This is a genomic window from Rhodococcus sp. 24CO, assembly GCF_050586165.1.
In the GTDB taxonomy this organism is placed as follows: domain Bacteria; phylum Actinomycetota; class Actinomycetes; order Mycobacteriales; family Mycobacteriaceae; genus Rhodococcus_F.
The window spans coordinates 1-16,547 of the sequence record NZ_JAZFNF010000014.1; the positions used below are offsets into that span (position 1 = coordinate 1).

General features: G+C 60.7%; 15 protein-coding genes and 1 pseudogene. 12 read left to right on the forward strand and 4 right to left on the reverse strand.

Features of this window, described 5'->3' with window-relative positions; translation table 11 throughout:
• The 3 genes and pseudogenes from V2B23_RS27385 to V2B23_RS27395 all read right to left on the reverse strand — a co-directional run.
• Positions 1-305, reverse strand: a pseudogene (locus V2B23_RS27385) (hypothetical protein); the annotation flags it as partial.
• Between the two features lie 224 nt (positions 306-529).
• A complete protein-coding gene (locus V2B23_RS27390) occupies positions 530-1,201 on the reverse strand; it encodes a TetR family transcriptional regulator (protein ID WP_430953157.1) in 672 nt (223 codons plus the stop codon).
• A gap of 108 nt (positions 1,202-1,309) precedes the next feature.
• The gene (locus V2B23_RS27395; RefSeq protein WP_430953158.1) at positions 1,310-2,272 is read right to left on the reverse strand and encodes a DUF2637 domain-containing protein; all 963 of its coding nucleotides are present in this window, start codon (positions 2,270-2,272) and stop codon (positions 1,310-1,312) included.
• A gap of 21 nt (positions 2,273-2,293) precedes the next feature.
• Here V2B23_RS27395 and V2B23_RS27400 point away from each other — a divergent pair, with 21 nt between their 5' ends.
• The 10 genes from V2B23_RS27400 to V2B23_RS27445 all read left to right on the forward strand — a co-directional run bounded on the left by V2B23_RS27400 (position 2,294) and on the right by V2B23_RS27445 (position 12,867).
• The gene (locus V2B23_RS27400; protein WP_430953159.1) at positions 2,294-2,674 is read left to right on the forward strand and encodes a hypothetical protein; all 381 of its coding nucleotides are present in this window, start codon (positions 2,294-2,296) and stop codon (positions 2,672-2,674) included.
• Positions 2,671-4,149: an SCO6880 family protein gene (locus tag V2B23_RS27405; protein ID WP_430953160.1), complete on the forward strand. Its 1,479-nt coding sequence runs from the start codon at positions 2,671-2,673 to the stop codon at positions 4,147-4,149. The genes V2B23_RS27400 and V2B23_RS27405 overlap by 4 nt, the downstream gene beginning before the upstream one ends.
• 9 nt (positions 4,150-4,158) lie before the next feature.
• Positions 4,159-6,024, forward strand: a complete 1,866-nt coding sequence (locus V2B23_RS27410; protein WP_430953161.1) for an ATP-binding protein — start codon at positions 4,159-4,161, stop codon at positions 6,022-6,024.
• On the forward strand, positions 6,021-6,326 hold the full coding sequence (locus tag V2B23_RS27415) for a hypothetical protein (RefSeq protein WP_430953162.1): 306 nt from the start codon (positions 6,021-6,023) through the stop codon (positions 6,324-6,326). Before V2B23_RS27410 ends, V2B23_RS27415 begins: the two co-directional genes overlap by 4 nt.
• A complete protein-coding gene (locus V2B23_RS27420) occupies positions 6,326-7,987 on the forward strand; it encodes a peptidoglycan DD-metalloendopeptidase family protein (RefSeq protein WP_430953163.1) in 1,662 nt (553 codons plus the stop codon). The genes V2B23_RS27415 and V2B23_RS27420 overlap by 1 nt, the downstream gene beginning before the upstream one ends.
• Before the next feature lie 119 nt (positions 7,988-8,106).
• Complete coding sequence (locus V2B23_RS27425; RefSeq protein ID WP_430953211.1) at positions 8,107-8,658, forward strand: hypothetical protein; 552 nt, start codon at positions 8,107-8,109, stop codon at positions 8,656-8,658.
• 12 nt (positions 8,659-8,670) lie between these two features.
• Entirely contained in the window at positions 8,671-10,707 is a 2,037-nt protein-coding gene (locus tag V2B23_RS27430; protein ID WP_430953164.1) for a type IV secretory system conjugative DNA transfer family protein, read from the forward strand.
• The gene (locus V2B23_RS27435) at positions 10,707-11,402 is read left to right on the forward strand and encodes a DUF4913 domain-containing protein (RefSeq protein ID WP_430953165.1); all 696 of its coding nucleotides are present in this window, start codon (positions 10,707-10,709) and stop codon (positions 11,400-11,402) included. Before V2B23_RS27430 ends, V2B23_RS27435 begins: the two co-directional genes overlap by 1 nt.
• A gap of 385 nt (positions 11,403-11,787) precedes the next feature.
• A complete protein-coding gene (locus tag V2B23_RS27440; RefSeq protein WP_430953166.1) occupies positions 11,788-12,540 on the forward strand; it encodes a hypothetical protein in 753 nt (250 codons plus the stop codon).
• A gap of 126 nt (positions 12,541-12,666) precedes the next feature.
• Positions 12,667-12,867, forward strand: a complete 201-nt coding sequence (locus V2B23_RS27445; RefSeq protein ID WP_430953167.1) for a hypothetical protein — start codon at positions 12,667-12,669, stop codon at positions 12,865-12,867.
• 53 nt (positions 12,868-12,920) lie between these two features.
• Here the strand turns inward: V2B23_RS27445 and V2B23_RS27450 are convergent, their stop codons facing one another.
• Positions 12,921-13,865, reverse strand: coding sequence for a LysR family transcriptional regulator (locus V2B23_RS27450; protein ID WP_430953168.1), 945 nt, complete (start codon positions 13,863-13,865; stop codon positions 12,921-12,923).
• A 117-nt stretch (positions 13,866-13,982) separates the two neighbouring features.
• Here V2B23_RS27450 and V2B23_RS27455 point away from each other — a divergent pair, with 117 nt between their 5' ends.
• Together V2B23_RS27455 and V2B23_RS27460 are read left to right on the forward strand one after the other, a co-directional pair.
• On the forward strand, positions 13,983-14,798 hold the full coding sequence (locus tag V2B23_RS27455; RefSeq protein WP_430953169.1) for a cyclase family protein: 816 nt from the start codon (positions 13,983-13,985) through the stop codon (positions 14,796-14,798).
• A complete protein-coding gene (locus tag V2B23_RS27460) occupies positions 14,798-16,441 on the forward strand; it encodes a thiamine pyrophosphate-binding protein (RefSeq protein ID WP_430953170.1) in 1,644 nt (547 codons plus the stop codon). Before V2B23_RS27455 ends, V2B23_RS27460 begins: the two co-directional genes overlap by 1 nt.
• The last annotated feature ends 106 nt before the right edge of the window (positions 16,442-16,547 follow it).

The following is a 16,547-nucleotide window of genomic DNA, read 5'->3' on the forward strand; positions in this document are numbered from 1 at the left end:
CGGATCTCGGGGCCTTCCTCGCGCAACGGCCAATGTAACGGTGCAAGGGCTGCGCGCAGCTCATGGCGTTGATCGTCGGTGAGTTGCCGGTACCCGGTGATCGTGCGCCACCAGCTCGACTGGGCCACAACCTCGCTCAGATCGACAATGGTGTTCGGTGACAGTGCCGCGAGCACCGACTGGGTTGATTCGCTGACAAGAGTCCAGTCGAAAACAGCCCTCGTGTGCGGAGCATGTTGAGGGAAGCGGAGAGTCTCGACGACCCAATCGCGGGCCACACTCAGTGCTTCGGTCAACTCGATCACCTTCTATCAGGGAACAACGACCAGCCTATCGCCGGTACCTAACACCCGCACCAGGGTCGTGGCGGTCCGTCCGTGCGGGTGTTAGGTACCTCGGCATTACCGGGCCGGCCTGGTTTCGAACAATGCAGTCGGTGGTTCCTGGAAGTCGGAAAACAGTTCCCGGTGGATCATTTCGGTGACGGATGCGGGTCTCGGACGGATTTGCTGCGCAGGCTGATTCATTCTCATCGGGCAGTCACCGGCGTTGCGGGAGCCGTGGCAGGTTCGCTGCCGAGCCAGAGCATCAGAAGGTCATCGACACGTCGGCTGATCGTCTCGGGTTCACCGAGGCTGGCGGCGACGTGAACAGCGCCCACGAAACCCGCGCACAAGGTTTCTCCGAGCCGTGAGTGTTCGGCTGTGTCATCGAGTTGACCAGCTCGAATTGCTTGCTCGACGATGACGGTGACGGCACTCGTCCACGCGGTATAAATCTTTGCCGTCTCGTCGACAGCTCGCTCGAGACTCAAGATCAATCCGGCTCGCGCTACGTGATCGTGCGTGATGATCTCCGCGAGTGCGCGCTGAACGCTCGCGACCTGGCGCAAGGCAGGCTCGTCTGCGGCAGTGCCGTCGGCGATGGTATCGACAAGGACGGTGCCCCATCCCTGCACCAGGTACTGCGCCAGAGACTCTTTGGACGGAAAGTGGTGATACATTGCGCCTTTCGAGTCCCCCGTTGTGGCCAGGATGTCAGTGATCCTCGCTCCGGAGTACCCGACCGTGTTGAAATGTTCGGCTGCGGCCGAGGCAATGCCGTCCCGTGTCGCGATCGCTCTTTGCTGCGGTTCTCGTTGACGGGTTCTGCCGCTATTCCGCGTGCTGGTAGCCGCGGCGCTGTCGATATGATCGTGCACGGTTACAGGTCCAATCTGTGGTCAATTGCCCTGACAGTGTTCCTGCACTGCCAGGGCACTTTCATGTGGGTGGTGCGATGAGACGCGGAGCCGCTTCTCCTGCTGTTCTCAGCTCACGGATGCAAGTTCTTCATCGTGGAAGGTCTCGGCTGACCGCATATCGAAGAGCGGCGGGTTAGTGAAACCTGCTGCGCGAGCTGCGGTGTCGAATCGCTCGTATCGACGCCACGCCGTGGACGTGACAACAGGAGGATTGGAGCTTTGCGCGATCGCTTCCCATGTCAGGGACGGGTCTTTGAGCTTGCGGCGCGCAGTTTCTTTGACGCTACCCGGAAGGTCCGATTGCGCAATGAATTGCTCCAACTCTGCAAAGAGGTCAACCTCGGATGCAACGGAATGCAAAGCGTCGGTATCGAGTTCGGGTTCGCTCTCGAAATCGGCCGCGACGACAGTTTCGGGTTCGGCGTGCGGCGAAGGTTCCGGCGCGTAGAGTGCCGGGCTGTGGTCGATATCCACTGGGTTTTGCGCGGTTGCCGATTCGGCTGAAATGTCATTGCTGAACTGCGGCAGGTCGACTGCAAAGTCATTCTCGGGGGCCGTATCCGGTTCTTGGTTGGTCTCCGCCACGGGGGTGCCAGCCACGACCATCGCGTGTTCGTCGATCTGCGTCCTGTAGTCGGCGTATGCGACACCGGTGGCCTTGATGAGCACTCCGCAGCCGTGGGTAAATGCCAAAACCAACAGCGGTGGCACGATTGCGATGAGTGCTGCTATGGCAGGCTCCAGCGGAACGTATCCGACTACTCCCCCACTTGCCAACGTTGCTCGCGCCTCACCCGCGCCGTTGAATGCGTGATAGGCGTTGCCCAGGATGCTGATCAGGACGACAAAGACCGCAAGAGCAATGTAGAAGCCTTTGTCCCAGCCGCTTACCTTGAGCTTGCTGATGAGAACGATCGCAATGGTCGAGCCGAGAATTGCGCCGTCCACGATGACGGGAAAGATCCATGCAAGGTGTTCGGGGATCGTTGCTTGTCGTGCAAGGTCTCGTTGCACAGCGAAGGAGAGCACGAATGCGCCGGTGGTAGCGGCATGGCAGCGGCTGCCGGTGCTGCTGCAGTGGGAGCGAAGGTCGGCGGAATGGTGGCGACCGGTGGCGCGTCCGCCGGAGCATCGACAGGTGCTGCAGCTACGAGCGGCGCACAGGGTCCTCCTGGTGGCGCCAACGTGGGCGCGCCGGAGAGTTTCGGTACAGCGGGCGGTGACCCGTCAGGCTCGGGAAATGTGCAGGGTGGCAACGAGGGAACACCGACGAGCCAAGGAGCTCCGCAGGGCGGTAATGCCCAGGGCGGCACCGACGGAACCCCGACCAGCCAGGCAACGAACCCGCACGGTGGCGGTCTGAATGAAAATCCAACCCCTGAGCAGATGGTTTCGCCGGGTGGCTCGCTGACTGGAGGGTTCGAGCGATGACCGAGTACCGGATGTACGGGAACTGGCGTCGGCCCCGGTCGACGGGCATGGCCGGGGCGACGTTCGGTACGACGTTGATCGGCATCGTCGCGGTAGTCGTCCTCCTGTTGTCGAGCCTGATCATCGGTTTCGTGTGGGCAATGGGTTTGGCGGTGATCTTCGCAATTGCGTTCGTGCCGTTGCTGATCGAGAGGGACGGACGAAGCGGATATGAAAGGGCAATTCTGATGGTCCAGTGGAGACGAGCACACAAGCGCGGGGAACATACGTACAGCTCGGGGACGTTCTCCCGAATCCCCGGCGGCAAATACCGGCTGCCTGGCGTCCTCGCGGACACCGAGCTGTACGAACAGTTCGATGCGAACAATCGTCCTTTCGGAATGATTCATATGCCACAGGTCGACGGATACACGATCGTGTTGGACGCACACCCGCAAGGCAGCGAGAACTTCGATCAATCGGTGCTCGATCAGGCTGTGGGCAACTGGTCACAGATGCTGACCATGATGGGCGAGACCTCCGACATCATGGCACTCGTCGCGATCGTGGAAACCTTGCCGAACACCGGTATCGAACTGCGTGAAACCGTCTCGCAGAAGGTCCGCGCCGATGCACCGAAGTTGGCTCGCGATTCGATGTACCAACTTGCCACTGGCTTGACCAACGGCGGTATCCGTCTCGGTGCCCGCATCTCGATCACGTTCAAGGCGCAGACCGCCGACCGCAAAAAGGATCCGTCTGAGCAAGCGGTGGAAATTGCTCGGCGTCTTCCGCAGATCACCGCTGCCGGTGCTCGTGCTGGTGTGCCGTGCACCCCGATGAGCGCTGACGAGATTATCGGTATGGTCCGCCGATCGGTGGACCCGGCGTCGTTGATCAATATCGAACAAGCTCTGTACTCCGGCGAAGGCACCGGCCTGACGTGGGCCGATTGTGGGCCACGTACTCAGATCGAGGGCAAGGACCGGCTTACACACGATGGCTCCGAGTCAGTGACGTGGGAGATGCGAGAAGCACCTAAATCCGCCATTCACGAAAGTGTCCTCAAGCGGCTCTGCGATGTGAATCCGGCGCTTCCGATCAAGCGAGTCGCGATCATCTACCGGCCTCACTCCGCTGCTGACGCAACGGAAATCGTCAACCGAGACCACCGTGACGCTACGTCGGCGAAGAACAACGGACGCGGAATCGTGACAGCGAAAGCCAAGATCGAAGAAGCTGCGGCTGACCAGTCGCGCACGGAAGTTGCCCGCGGGCACGGCTTGACCCGGTTCGGAATTTTGATCACCGTGACGCAGCCTGCGGGCGAATCGGACGTTCCCCGAATCCACCATCTGGTGCGCGATCTCTCGATTCAGAGTCAGCTGCAGATCCGTCGCTCGTTCTGCTGGCAGTCCCCGGCTTTCTGGACGTCGATGGGGATCGGTGTCATCGCTCCTGAACACACCTCCATTCCGTCGATCGTCAGCGCCTAGGAGTCCGACATGGCAAAACACCAGAATTTCTCGAAGGCGTCAAAACCGCCGAAGATCAGGGTTCTCTCCGATGAGGACCTGGCGCTGCTCGAAGCGCGGGAAGCTGCAGCTACGGGCCAGATCCAGAAGGCGTGGCTGGCAACGCTTGTCCGTCGGCAGTACAACCTGCGGGCGACGCTCGCCGCCGCCGAACGCGCCCGGCACGATTCGTTCGACCGTGAACTGCACCGGCTCGATTCGCGTGGTTTTCAGGGCCCGGGCGGCGGACGGATGTCCACGGTCATGCCGCCGGTGGAGTACCGCGGCACCAATGTTCAGATCGCCGGCCTGTATCCGTGGATCGTCGGCGCGAACGCACCGGTGCTCGGGACTCCACTCGGCTCGCATCTCGCGACAGGTGCGCCGGTGTGCTTCGACCCCCTTGCTGCCAAAGAAGCCAAAGCAATCAGCGCCCCGGCCTGCATGATCATTGCACTCAACGGTTTCGGTAAGTCAACACTCATGCGCCGGATCGCATTGGGAGACATCGCAGCCGGTGTACGGGTGCTGTGGCCAGGCGACGTCAAGCCCGACGGCCGCAAACTCACCGAAGCAGTCGACGGCCAGGTCACCGAAGTCGGCTACGGCGGAATCGGACGGATCAATCCACTCGATCCCGGCCCGATCGGCGCCGCAATCGACGACCTTCACCGCCACATCGACAAACTGCGTGTGCGCCTGCAGTTCGAAGCTGATCTAGACGTCTGCGACCAGATCGAAACCGAACTCGCAGTACAGGAACTTCGCCGTCAACAGACTCAGTACGCATTGCACGCTCGCATGGAAAACATCACGGGCGCCTTGTGCGAGATCGTGCGCGGGAAGACGCTCGAAGACTTCGAGCAAACAGTGCTCGCCTCGGGTATCCGCCTGCTCTACGCACCGAAAACCGATGGTGGCGAGGGATTTAGTGCTGACAAACCGGCAATCTTGGACGATCTGATTGCGTTGCTCGTCTCGAGCAACAAGGAATTGATGGATGACGCGGTCGTCGACGATGAACAGTCGTATCTGGCCGCGATCCAAGGTCTGCGTCGCACACTGCGCGCGATGGTCAAGGGCCGGTTCGGTGAGGTGTTCAACGGTCAGTCGACCGTGCGCCTGGACGTCAACAAGCCCTCGATGTGCCTGGATATGTCCAGCGTCCCGCAGGACGACGAGATGATGCGAGCAGCGGTCATTCTCGCCGGCTGGAACGAGGCGTTTGCCACGATCGAGGCCGCGCACGTCATCGCTGATGCCGGCCTAGGTCCGAACCTTGCCTTCCATGTGCTGATGGATGAGCTCTGGCAGGTGCTCCAGCTGCCCACCGCCGCAGGTCGCCTCGACGCATTGTTGCGCCTTCAGCGTGTGGTCGGTGTGGCCATCACCTTCGTGACCCACTCGATTGAAGACCTCGAAAAGGCCGGAGCACTGGGCTTGTTCGAGCGATGCCGTGCCCGCATCATCGGCCCTGTCCCAGATGTGGAGATCGGCCGATTGGAAAAGGTCATGAACTTCTCTCAGACAGAGAAGACGATGCTCACCAACTGGAGCAACGACGCCGACCTGAACTCCCCGATCGACCAGAAGAACGCCCGGCTACGGAACGCAGCCGCGAAGGTTCGTGCCGCTGCGGAGAAAGCTGGCATCGTCTCGACAGTCAAACAGCCCGTGATCGCTGATCCTCTTGCAGCCGGTACAGGTCAGTTCTTGCTCAAGCTCGGTGAAGGAAACCGTCCCGGTGCGCCGTTCAAAGTGTGGGTGACGCCGGCTGAACACGCTTCCGGGATCCACAAGACAGACGAGCGCCTCGAAGCAGCCACCAAGGACCGCGAGCAGGGATTCGCCGCATGAGCAAGGTCCGCCGTCGCTACCGGATCGTCGACGAAAACATCAAGGATGCCGCGATCGGCACTGCCGTCAAGTCCATCAAAGCTGGGGAATCGTTCACCGCAGCATGCGCTGCCGTCGCGGACGTACTCGATGTGTCCGACAGCGCGGTACGCAGCTGGGTCAACGCATCCGGGCTTCGCCCGCAACCCTCGTGGGAAGTGGCTCGCAAACTGCAAACCCAGCTCGATGCCGCGACTGAACTGACCCGCCGGCTCGAAGCTCGCTTGGGCACCGGCACTCAGCGGTCGGGGGCAGCCGAGTAATGGAATCGAAGAACAACTCACTCCTGATCGCCCTGGTCCTGATAATCCCGATGTCTCTGATGGTGGGTCTGGCGGTCCTCTTCCAGGACGAGGAAGAGAATCAAGCGGCGACGGACTGCCTCGGCGGCACCGGCACGTCGGCTATCAGCGGCGACATGATCGCCCCACCAGGCTCGTTCATCAAGCCAGTCGATCCGTCCCTGGTCGAATTCACCTCACCGTTCGGCGAGCGGTGGGGGGAACAGCACAAGGGAATCGACCTCGCGGGACCGATCGGCACCCCGATCTACGCGGCCACCGACGGAACAGTGGCCGATGCGGGTGAAGCGTCCGGTTTCGGGCAGTGGGTTGTTCTCGATCACGTCATCGACGGCCAGTTGACCTCGACGGTCTACGGGCACATCGACACGTACGTCGTCGAAGCCGGCCAACAGGTACGTGCAGGTCAACAGATCGCCACCATCGGCAACCGTGGTCAGTCCACCGGTCCCCACCTGCACTTCGAAATCTGGCCTGGTGGACGCGCAGGCGGCGCGGCCGTCGATCCGAAACCTCAGTACGACGCCTCGCCTGCCCCAGGCGAGAAGAAAGCCGACTCGACTTCCCCGAGTACCTCCGGACCTGGCGAACCTCCTGCCCCGTCTGCGCCTTCTGCAGCTGGCGGCGCGGACCTGGCTAAGGCATTGCCTGCCTCTGCCGGTTCCGAACAGAACATGCAGGTCAACACCAAACGTCTGATCCGCGCTCTGCATCTCAAGTTCGGTGATCGGCTCGACTCCCTCGGCGGCTGGCGGGCTAACGGTGGCGGTTTCACCGACCATCCGAGCGGCCAGGCCGTCGACGCGATGATCCCGGACTACAGCTCCGGTACCGGCGTTGCGACCGGCGACGAAGTCCTCAACTACGTGATGGGCAATGCCGAATTCTTCAACGTCGACTACGCCATTTGGCGGCAGGTCTACTACCCAGCCGGTGGCACGCCGAACACGATGGACGACCGGGGCAGCGACAACGAGAACCACTTCAACCACGTCCACATCACCGTTCGTGGTGGCGGCTTCGACGAAGGTTCGATGCAGTGGGGATCGCTGCCTGGTGGGTCTGGTCAGGCCACGAAAGCTGCTGTCGATTGCACCATTTCCGGGACTGGACTCGGTGACAGCCTCGCGGCTGGTTCTGTGCCTGAAGAGTTCGCGCCGTGGCTCGAACGTGCGGGGGCGATGTGCCCGCAGATCAAGCCGTCATTGCTCGCTGCCCAGCTCGAAGCCGAGAACGGCTTCCAGTACGGGACAAATGCCCCTGTCTCGAACACTGGTGCCGGTGGCCCAGCACAGTTCATGCCGGGAACGTGGGACACCTACGGCAAAGACTACGACGGTGACGGACGGATCGACATCAACAGCATCGGTGATGCGGTGATGGCACAGGGCGACTACATGTGCACCATCGCAAAGTCGATCGACGCTGCGATTTCCGACGGATCGGTGAAGGCGCCGAACGGTCCGCCCGAGCTGTACCTTGCCGGTTACAACGCCGGTGAAGGCGCAGTTCTGCGTGAAGGCGGATTCCCCACAGGTCACAGCGACTACATCGTCCAGACCAGGCCGTACGCCGACAAGATCATCGCGAATGAGGCCAAGTATCGAGCCATCAACAATTAGTCATTAGCATTAAGTGCTATATTTAGAGACCTCTTAAAGTAGGGTATACAGAGTTGTTCCACGAGAGCCGAAGATTCGAAAAACAAGGGATTGTGCCCATGAACAACACCATGCACTCCATGCGTACGCCCACAAAACTCCTGATCGCGGGCCTACTCACCTCCACCGCACTGTTGGCCGGGTGCAGCTCCTCGGGTGACGACAGCGCTGGAGAGCACGGGGGCAGTGACGATCATGTCCACATCGACCCATACGACCCCGCCAAGCTCGACGCGACTGACACCGCGACCACCGCGATGCAGGTGATCCTGTCGTGGCAGCCCGCCGTCGACGAGAGCAAGTCCGATGCCCTGAGGCGTGCCCGTCCGTGGCTCGGCGGGGATCTGGCGACCACCGTCGACAACGACAACGGCGGAGCCACCGGAATACGCCCGGACCGTGATTGGGCTGCCTGGAAGGAATCCGGCGACGCGCTGACTGCGTCCTGCTCGAAAGCAGAAAGCACCCCGGCTTCTCCGGAGGGAATGCGGACCGTCGTCATCGATGTCAGTTGCCGGCAGACGGTGCTACACGCGGCGGGATCGAGCACCAACCTCGCTGCGCAGACCTGGCGAACCACCGTCACCCGCATCGACGACGGTTGGCGTCTGACCGACTTCCGTTACCAGTAAGGAGCATTGACCATGTCTCAGATGCGTCGTGATCGTCGCAAGACCAGCGGAAACAAGGAAGTCACTGTCCTCGTGGCGATGCTGGCGGTGATCGCTGCGTCGTTCCTGCCGGTGATCGCCTACAACCTCGGTGGCGGCGAACACCAGGTGTGGCACCCGATTGGCCTGGCACTGAACCTCGGCATGGGCAAGTGGGTATGGCCAGGCAGCGCGACCGGCGTCTTGATCGGCGAAGTTGTGTTCCTCATCGCGATAACGGTCGGTGTGTTGTACCTGCTCAAGAAAGCCGGATACCTGGACCGCCTGAAAGCGAAGGGCGCTGAGCGACGGGTCGACCAGTGCGCCGAGTCAATGACCGACCCCAAAGAGGTCGAACAGACCGACCCCGAGGCTCAGGACAAAGAGACCCAGCGACTCGTTCCCGCTGCCAGCAAGTCCCACCCCGGCTACCGCGGCATCGTCATGGGGCTCACGGTCAAGCGGCGACTTACCCTGCGGTCTCCATGGGAGTGGGTTGTCATCGCCATCGCCGGTTCACGTATGGGAAAGTCTGCGACACTGGCCATTCCAGCGATGTGCTACGCCCTCGGTTTCGCTGTCGGCACGTCCAACAAGCCCGACCTCTACACCCACACTCTCTACCTGCGGAAGCAAATGGGGAGGGTGTGGCTATTCGACTTGGAGGGCGTGACCACCGGTAACCCGCGAGAGCGTGCGAGCTTCTGGTTCAACCCGCTTCGCCGCGTGAACGACCTCCCGTCAGCTCGGGTGGTGTGCGATTACTTCATCTCGGCCGCAACAGATGGTGGAGGGAAAGTCGATGCATACTTCGACGGCGCAGCCCGCGACCTGTTCGGCTCCTACCTTCTCGCTGCTGCATTGGTCGGCGGCGATCTCCGACATGTCGTGGATTGGCTGCGTGAAACGCAATCTCAGGTGCCTGTGAAGGTTCTCGCGCAGAACGGCTACAGCGATCTGGCGAATACGATGCGCAGCAAGCAATCCGTCAACGCCAAACAGCGAGACGGCTTCTACGACATGGCACGTCGGTTCCTCGCGCCGCTCGACGAACCTCGCTACGAAGAAGTAGTCATGCCGAACAATCGCGTCACGATCGGCACGGACAGCGAAGGCTACATCACCGTCACACCCGGCAAAGCGGTCCACAACCTGCCCGAACTCGACATCGACCAGGTGGTGCGCAGCACCGACACCGTCTACGCCATGAGCATGAAAGGCCCCGGATCCGCCTCCGCTCTCGCCACCGCAGTGGTCGGATCGATCGGCGATGCTCTCCAGCAGTACGGCGCCCAACAGAGCAACGGACGGGTGCCGATCCCGGCGACGCTGATCCTCGACGAAGCCGCGAACATCTGCAAGCTCCAACAACTCCCGGAGTGGTACTCCCACTTCGGGAGCCGCGGCATCATCTTGATCACCATCCTGCAGTCACCCTCCCAAGCGAAAAAGGTATGGGGAGACACCGAATTCGACGCGATGATCGACGCCTGCAACATGGTTTGGTACGGCGGCAACGTCAAGGACGAGAAATTCCTGTCGTCGCTGTCCGAAGAGATCGGCGAGCACTATGTCGAGACCGAATCCCGGAGCCGAAGCGCAGGAATACTCGGCGGCGGCCAGGCAACGATCACCAGCTCAGAGCAGAAGGAAAAGATCCTCACCTCCGGCGACCTCAAAGCGCTTCCAAACACACGAGCGATCGTGACGATGGGTGGCAGCAAGCCCCTGTTGGTGGAAAAAAACTTTTGGGGCAACACACCTTTCGCGGACGACATCAAACGGTCGATTGCCGAGTGCGCGGCCGGCACCCACCGCAGCGTGCAGAAGGCTCTGCCTGTCGGAATTTCCGATCGCCCAATCATCGAGGACGCGATCACCGGTCCAATTCCCCGCGTCGTCATCGACAAGGAACCTCTGGCCGAGATTCCCGTCCACCCTGTCCCCGCACCGGTCACGCCGCAATTCACGGCAACACCGAGCCTGGACGACATCTTCGAGTCCGAGTTCTTCGGGGAAGGAACAAACTGATGGTGGACTTCGCATCGACGGATGACCAATGGTCAACCGAGGACGAAACGAACTACGCGGACCTGGACAATTACGATCCGACCGCGACCGACCACGAGTATGAACCGACCGCCGAATGGGGCCATCCTGATCCGGTCGACGACGAGAATCCGACTGTCGAGGTCAACGACGAACAGGGACACGACGAGGACGATTCGACGGTCACCGGCGAAGAATCAGAAGGTGAGGAAGGCGGCTTCCAAGACGATCCCACTACCTTCTCGGATCCAGCTCCCTACGGCGGGGACACCGCCGTAGGAGAAGAGAAAGAGCCTGTCGAACCGCTGTATGCGAATGTTGTCGAGTTCGTCGAACAATTCTTCACTCAGGTTATTCGCCGAAAGATGGGCATGGGCGCCGGAGACGGCGGCAATGTTTGGGACCCACGTTGGATGCTGTATCCCGAAGTCGCCGGCCGTCTCAAAGCGCTCTGGTACGCGTACGAAGAAGCCCGCGCGTCCGACAATGCGTCGGCAATGTCGAACTGGTGGATTCACCACCTCGAACCCCATGCCCGCGTGATCTTCGACGGTGACACCGGCCCGATGTCGCACGCCAAAGAAGACGGTTCATGGATGGGGCACCCGGCGCTTCCGTACGAACCCGTACCTCGGGAGCTACTGGCCGACCTCCTCAGCGAACACCCCGAAGATTGACCACCCACCTTTCGCGAAAGGCACCGCCATGCTCGCCCTGACCGACGCACGTTCAGCACAGCCCCGACATCGCCAGTCCTGCAAGTGCGGAACGACTGTGCGATCGGATGGACGATCTCACTGCGCGCACCCGTCAAGACCTGAACGCCGAAAGCAAGGAGTAACCGCATGAACACTGGAATTGACCTGGTGTGCGCGTGCCCGCCCCCCATCACAATGTCCGGTGGCACGCTCATCCTGTTGGTGACCTTCTCGGTCGTGGGGGTGTGTTGATCGCGGGGGCAGTGACAGTGCGGCGCTGGTCGATCAGCCGCAGGCCGGCCTCGACGGCGCTCGCTATACGAGATGCAGCGTCTGACACATCTACTTCTGGTAGCAGTGCGCTGTGACCACGGACGAGGGTTCGTGGCTGGTGGATCCCGCGCAGTACGCCCCCGACGAGAGCGGGGAGCCGACGTTCCCGTACCCGAACAAACTCGTCAGCATCAACGAAAGCAGCGAAGAGGGCGCTGCCGAGCGGGACCGGATACTCGCTACCTGCGACCCAATCGTCTACACCCAGTACAGAGAAGAGGCCGTCGAGAACGTCCTCGACTGGTTTCTGCGCACCGGCCCCGCACACGCACTGGAACTGCATCACCAGCCCGCAGCCGCGCAGACGCTGCGGGATCTACCCGAACTCTGGCATTGGGTGGTTCTCGAAAAGCCGACGTTGCTGCGCAAATACGTCGGACCGCTGAAAGCAGCGCTCAAGGTCATGAATACGACCATGCACGCCCGCCAGGACGCGCACGACCTCGACGCGCACACCACCGCTCGCGCTGCGGCGAAGCTGCCACCACTACAACCGCGAACAGGTCCGGGGCGGCCGACGCCGTTCGTCCAAGACATCGGCTGGGGCGTGCGCAACATGCTGACGCCGCTCGGATCAAAAGCTGGGGTGTGGGCAATGCAGGTGATCTGGCGCGGAATCGAAGTCGCTCGCCTCGCGGACGATCTGACACCGGAAACGTACTCCGATGCGATCGAGGCGGATCTGCGGCGCGCGTTCTTCGACCACGTCGAAGCCGCGATCTGGGTCCCGAAAATCACGAGCGAAGACAACGAACATTCAACAAGTGGAGGCGATCCGGAATGAGTCGCCGCTACGCAGATGAACCTCAGCCCGAGGATATGTCCGAGGAGGAGTTCAACGAGGCGGTGACAACGTTTCGGCGTCGAATACCGATCGCTGCTGATTCCTCGTCCCGGCAATCTCCTTGACGTGCTGACGATGGCCTACGGCGGCGATGTCGAGAAGATCACCGCATGGCTCGATGATCCGAACACAGAGGTCGACGAGTACCTCATCCACTGGACGCTGACCCCGGTGATCGCTCGGTTGGATGTGTATCGACGATCAGCATCGTTGGTTGGGAAGACGTTTGCGGAGCTATGCGCTGAACCACGCCCTGGCCGAGTCTGAGGTTATCTCGCCGCGTGTCCGGAGTTTCCTCGTTCCGGCAGGAGCTTCTCTGGCTACTCGTCCAACGGGAGATCCCGGGCAATAACCCGGGCAGCGTCGACGATTGAGTCGATGAGACTTCGTGCGCTGGCACTCAGGGATCGGTCTGCGGGCATGGTGATTCCAATTGATCGAGGAACGGTCTCCAACGATGTCGTAAGCATGGTCAGTTGCTCGTCACCCGCGCCGATCAGCATAGGCAGTGGGGCAATCGCATCCGTTCCAATCAGAATCGAACGCAAGGTAAGGATGGTCGAGCACTCGATTATGTTGTATGGCAGACCAAGCCCCTCACGGGAGAACAATTCGTCGAGCTCATCTCGCAATTGAGTGGGGCGCCCCGGCAGGATCCACGGATAATCCATCAAATCTTCAATGCTTTGCTCATGACGTTGGACAGCTGGATGATCTTGTCGCACCACGATTCGCACAGGCTCGTCGTATAGACGAATGTGGTGAGCGCCATTGCGGAAGCCGCTTGGGTCAAGACGCCCGACCACCAAGTCAATTTCGTCGCGCGCAAGACTCGTCGCGAGTTCCTCGGGAAGCCCTTCGATCACCGACACTGACAGGTTCGGCTGCGTTTTCTTGAGTGCCACCAACGCTTGCGGCAGCAAGGAATACGCTCCGGCAAGATTCGTTCCCACTCGTACCGGCCGAGCCCCGACTCTCTGGAGTTCGTCAATGTGATCAGCCGCGTTGCGCAAGTTGTTCAGGACCGTGCGAGCACTCTCGAGAAATATTTCGCCGAACTGCGTCGGCAGTACACCCCGCGGCTTCCTGTCGAACAGAGAGACTTCCAGTACTGCTTCTGCCTCACGCACCGCACGAGTGATAGCGGGTTGTGTGACGCGCAGAACTTCGGCGGCGCCGACCATGCTGCCTTCGTCTGCAAGTGTTGTCAGCAGCACGAGATGCCGAATTTTCAGTCTGCCGTCGAAAAGTCGCTGCGAATCCATCGCCCGTCACCCGTCCGTAACATCGAAGAAATAAAGTGTGACTGGTATTACAGTTTGAGCATATCGAAGCGAACAATAGCATTGGTTTTGTTCATCGAACTCTCGCATGATCTATCCATGAGCACTCTCCACCCGCACCCAGGCACACTTGCAGCTCTGGCAGATGCGTTGGCGCACAACGATGTCGAGACAGTCGATCTCACCGCCCTTCTTTCGGAATCGACTCCCGTCCTCCCTTTGCCTTCCGGTATGGCACCGATTCCGCATTTCGCGCTCGAAGAGTTGGCTAAGTACGACGATCGAGGCCCTACGTCGTATCAAAACGGGATCCACACAGGCGAACATGTGGGCACACACTTCGATGCTCCGTGCCACTGGATAACAGGAATCGAGCACGGGGATGTCGCGTCAGTGCCGACCAGTCGGCTTGTCGCTCCGGCCGTTGTTATCGACAAAGCCGCCGAAGTGGCTGACGATCCCGATTTCCTTCTAGACGTGGACGACATCCTGCGCTGGCAGAAGAAGTTCGGCCCGTTGCCTCGCGGATGGTTGCTCTACCGAACTGGGTGGGCATCGCGATCTCATGATCAAGCGCTCTTCTTGAATGCAGACGAACACGGCCCTCACACCCCGGGGTTGACACCGGAATGCGCCAGATGGCTCGCGGAGGAATCCCCGATCATCGGCTTGGGTGTCGAGACTGTAGGAACTGACGCGGGCCAAGCCTTTCGATTCGATCCGCAGTTTCCCGTGCACTCACATCTACTCGGAGCCGGAAAGTACGGAATAACTCAGCTACAAAATCTCGATCAACTCCCGCCAGTGGGAGCAGTGATCATTGTTGCCCCTCTTCGGATTGTCGGTGGATCAGGGAGCCCAGCTCGGATCATCGCTCTCGTTGAACGCGAATCATCAAAGGAGACAAAGAACTAATGCTGGTACACAACGCAATCGGGTGCACGCTCGTCGATCTGGGCGTCACGACAGTTTTCGGTGTCGTCGGTAGCGGAAACTTTCACTTCACGAACGCGATGGTCGAACGTGGTGCCCGCTTCATCGCCGCTCGCCACGAAGGCGGAGCGGCCACGATGGCTGACGCGTTCGCACGAATGTCCGGAGAAGTAGCAGTCCTGTCATTGCATCAAGGCTGCGGATTCACGAACGCGTTGACCGGAATTGCGGAAGCCGCCAAAAGCAACACCCCGATGCTCGTCCTCACCGCCGAGGCAACAGAACCGAGTTCGAACTTCTTCATCGATCAGCAAGGAATCGGTGACGGGCTTGGAGCCGTGACGATGCGCGTGCGATCCCCCAAGACAGCCGTAGACGACGTCGCACGCGCATTCGCGATGTGCCGCAATCACCAGAGAACGGTCGTCCTCAACGTCCCGCTCGATGTACAGGACATGGAACTCGACTCGAGCCTGACCCCGCGGACATTCGAACGAATTTCTGCACCCCAACCCTCTCCTGCCGACGTCGCGCGATTCGTGGAACTCCTCCTCGCAGCTGAACGTCCGGTTTTTGTTGCCGGCCGAGGAAGCCGCGCTGAAGGATCAAAGGATGCGATCCGTCAACTCGCCGAGCAGAGCGGCGCACTCGTAGCCACCTCAGCGGTTTCACGCGGAATGTTCAATGACGATCCGTGGAGCATCGATGTCTCGGGAGGATTCAGCTCTCCTTTGACTGCCGAACTCATTGCTCAAGCAGATCTCATCGTCGGCTTCGGATGCGCCCTCAACATGTGGACGATGCGCCATGGAAAGCTGATTGCAGATGACGCAGCAGTAGTCCAAATCGATACCGACCCTGCCGCGATCGGAATGCACCGCGACGTGACTCTGGGGCTGTGGGGCGGGGTTGCCGAGACTGCTCGAGCGACGTCTGCATGGCTGGAAGCACATGGAAGAAGTCACCGCGAAGGGTACCGAACTGCTGATGTGAAGAGCCGAATCGGTATGGGGCTCCGCTGGAATGAGATCGAGTTCACTGACGAGTCCGGTGAAGGGCTGATCGACCCGAGGACCCTCTCGGCCGAACTGAACAAGATCCTGCCGACTGAACGAATCGTCTCGGTCGACTCGGGAAACTTCCTCGGCTACCCCAGTATGTATCTCGATGTTCCGGACGAATACGGCTTCTGTTTCACGCAGGCATTCCAGTCCGTGGGGCTCGGTCTCGCAACCGGCCTGGGCGCTGCGATCGCACAACCTCATCGCCTCCCCGTCGCAGCATGTGGGGACGGGGGGTTCCTCATGGGTATCAGTGAACTGGAAACTGCCGTACGGCTTAAGATTCCCCTGCTCGTGATCGTGTACAACGACTCCATGTACGGCGCCGAAGTCCATCATTTCGGTACCGACGGCCCCCCATTGGACTCGGTAACCTTCCCCGATACCGATATCGCTGCCATTGCCCGCGGGTACGGCTGCGAGGCAGCGACCGTCCGCGATGTTTCGGACTTGAGCGAGCTGGAGCCCTGGCTGAGCTCAAACCCGCAGCGTCCCTTCGTTATTGATGCGAAGATCGTCTCCCGCGAAGGCTCGTGGTGGCTGCAAGAGGCGTTCGGCCACTGATGAGGGAGGCCGAACGCAGATGTACTCGTCAGACAATTCAGGAGGAAAGAGTGCAACTACTTTCTCAGTCGACGTGCCGCGCAGCCCTGGCGGTGCGATATGACTA

Bases quoted from the DNA above. Each gene is read 5' to 3' on its own strand.
- V2B23_RS27460 (WP_430953170.1), top strand. From the start codon at position 14,798: ATGCTGGTACACAACGCAATCGGGTGCACGCTCGTCGATCTGGGCGTC.
- V2B23_RS27420 (WP_430953163.1), top strand. From the start codon at position 6,326: ATGGAATCGAAGAACAACTCACTCCTGATCGCCCTGGTCCTGATAATC.
- V2B23_RS27425 (WP_430953211.1), top strand. From the start codon at position 8,107: ATGCGTACGCCCACAAAACTCCTGATCGCGGGCCTACTCACCTCCACC.
- V2B23_RS27450 (WP_430953168.1), bottom strand. From the start codon at position 13,865: ATGGATTCGCAGCGACTTTTCGACGGCAGACTGAAAATTCGGCATCTC.
- V2B23_RS27410 (WP_430953161.1), top strand. From the start codon at position 4,159: ATGGCAAAACACCAGAATTTCTCGAAGGCGTCAAAACCGCCGAAGATC.
- V2B23_RS27415 (WP_430953162.1), top strand. From the start codon at position 6,021: ATGAGCAAGGTCCGCCGTCGCTACCGGATCGTCGACGAAAACATCAAG.
- V2B23_RS27400 (WP_430953159.1), top strand. From the start codon at position 2,294: ATGGCAGCGGCTGCCGGTGCTGCTGCAGTGGGAGCGAAGGTCGGCGGA.
- V2B23_RS27435 (WP_430953165.1), top strand. From the start codon at position 10,707: ATGGTGGACTTCGCATCGACGGATGACCAATGGTCAACCGAGGACGAA.
- V2B23_RS27405 (WP_430953160.1), top strand. From the start codon at position 2,671: ATGACCGAGTACCGGATGTACGGGAACTGGCGTCGGCCCCGGTCGACG.
- V2B23_RS27430 (WP_430953164.1), top strand. From the start codon at position 8,671: ATGTCTCAGATGCGTCGTGATCGTCGCAAGACCAGCGGAAACAAGGAA.
- V2B23_RS27455 (WP_430953169.1), top strand. From the start codon at position 13,983: ATGAGCACTCTCCACCCGCACCCAGGCACACTTGCAGCTCTGGCAGAT.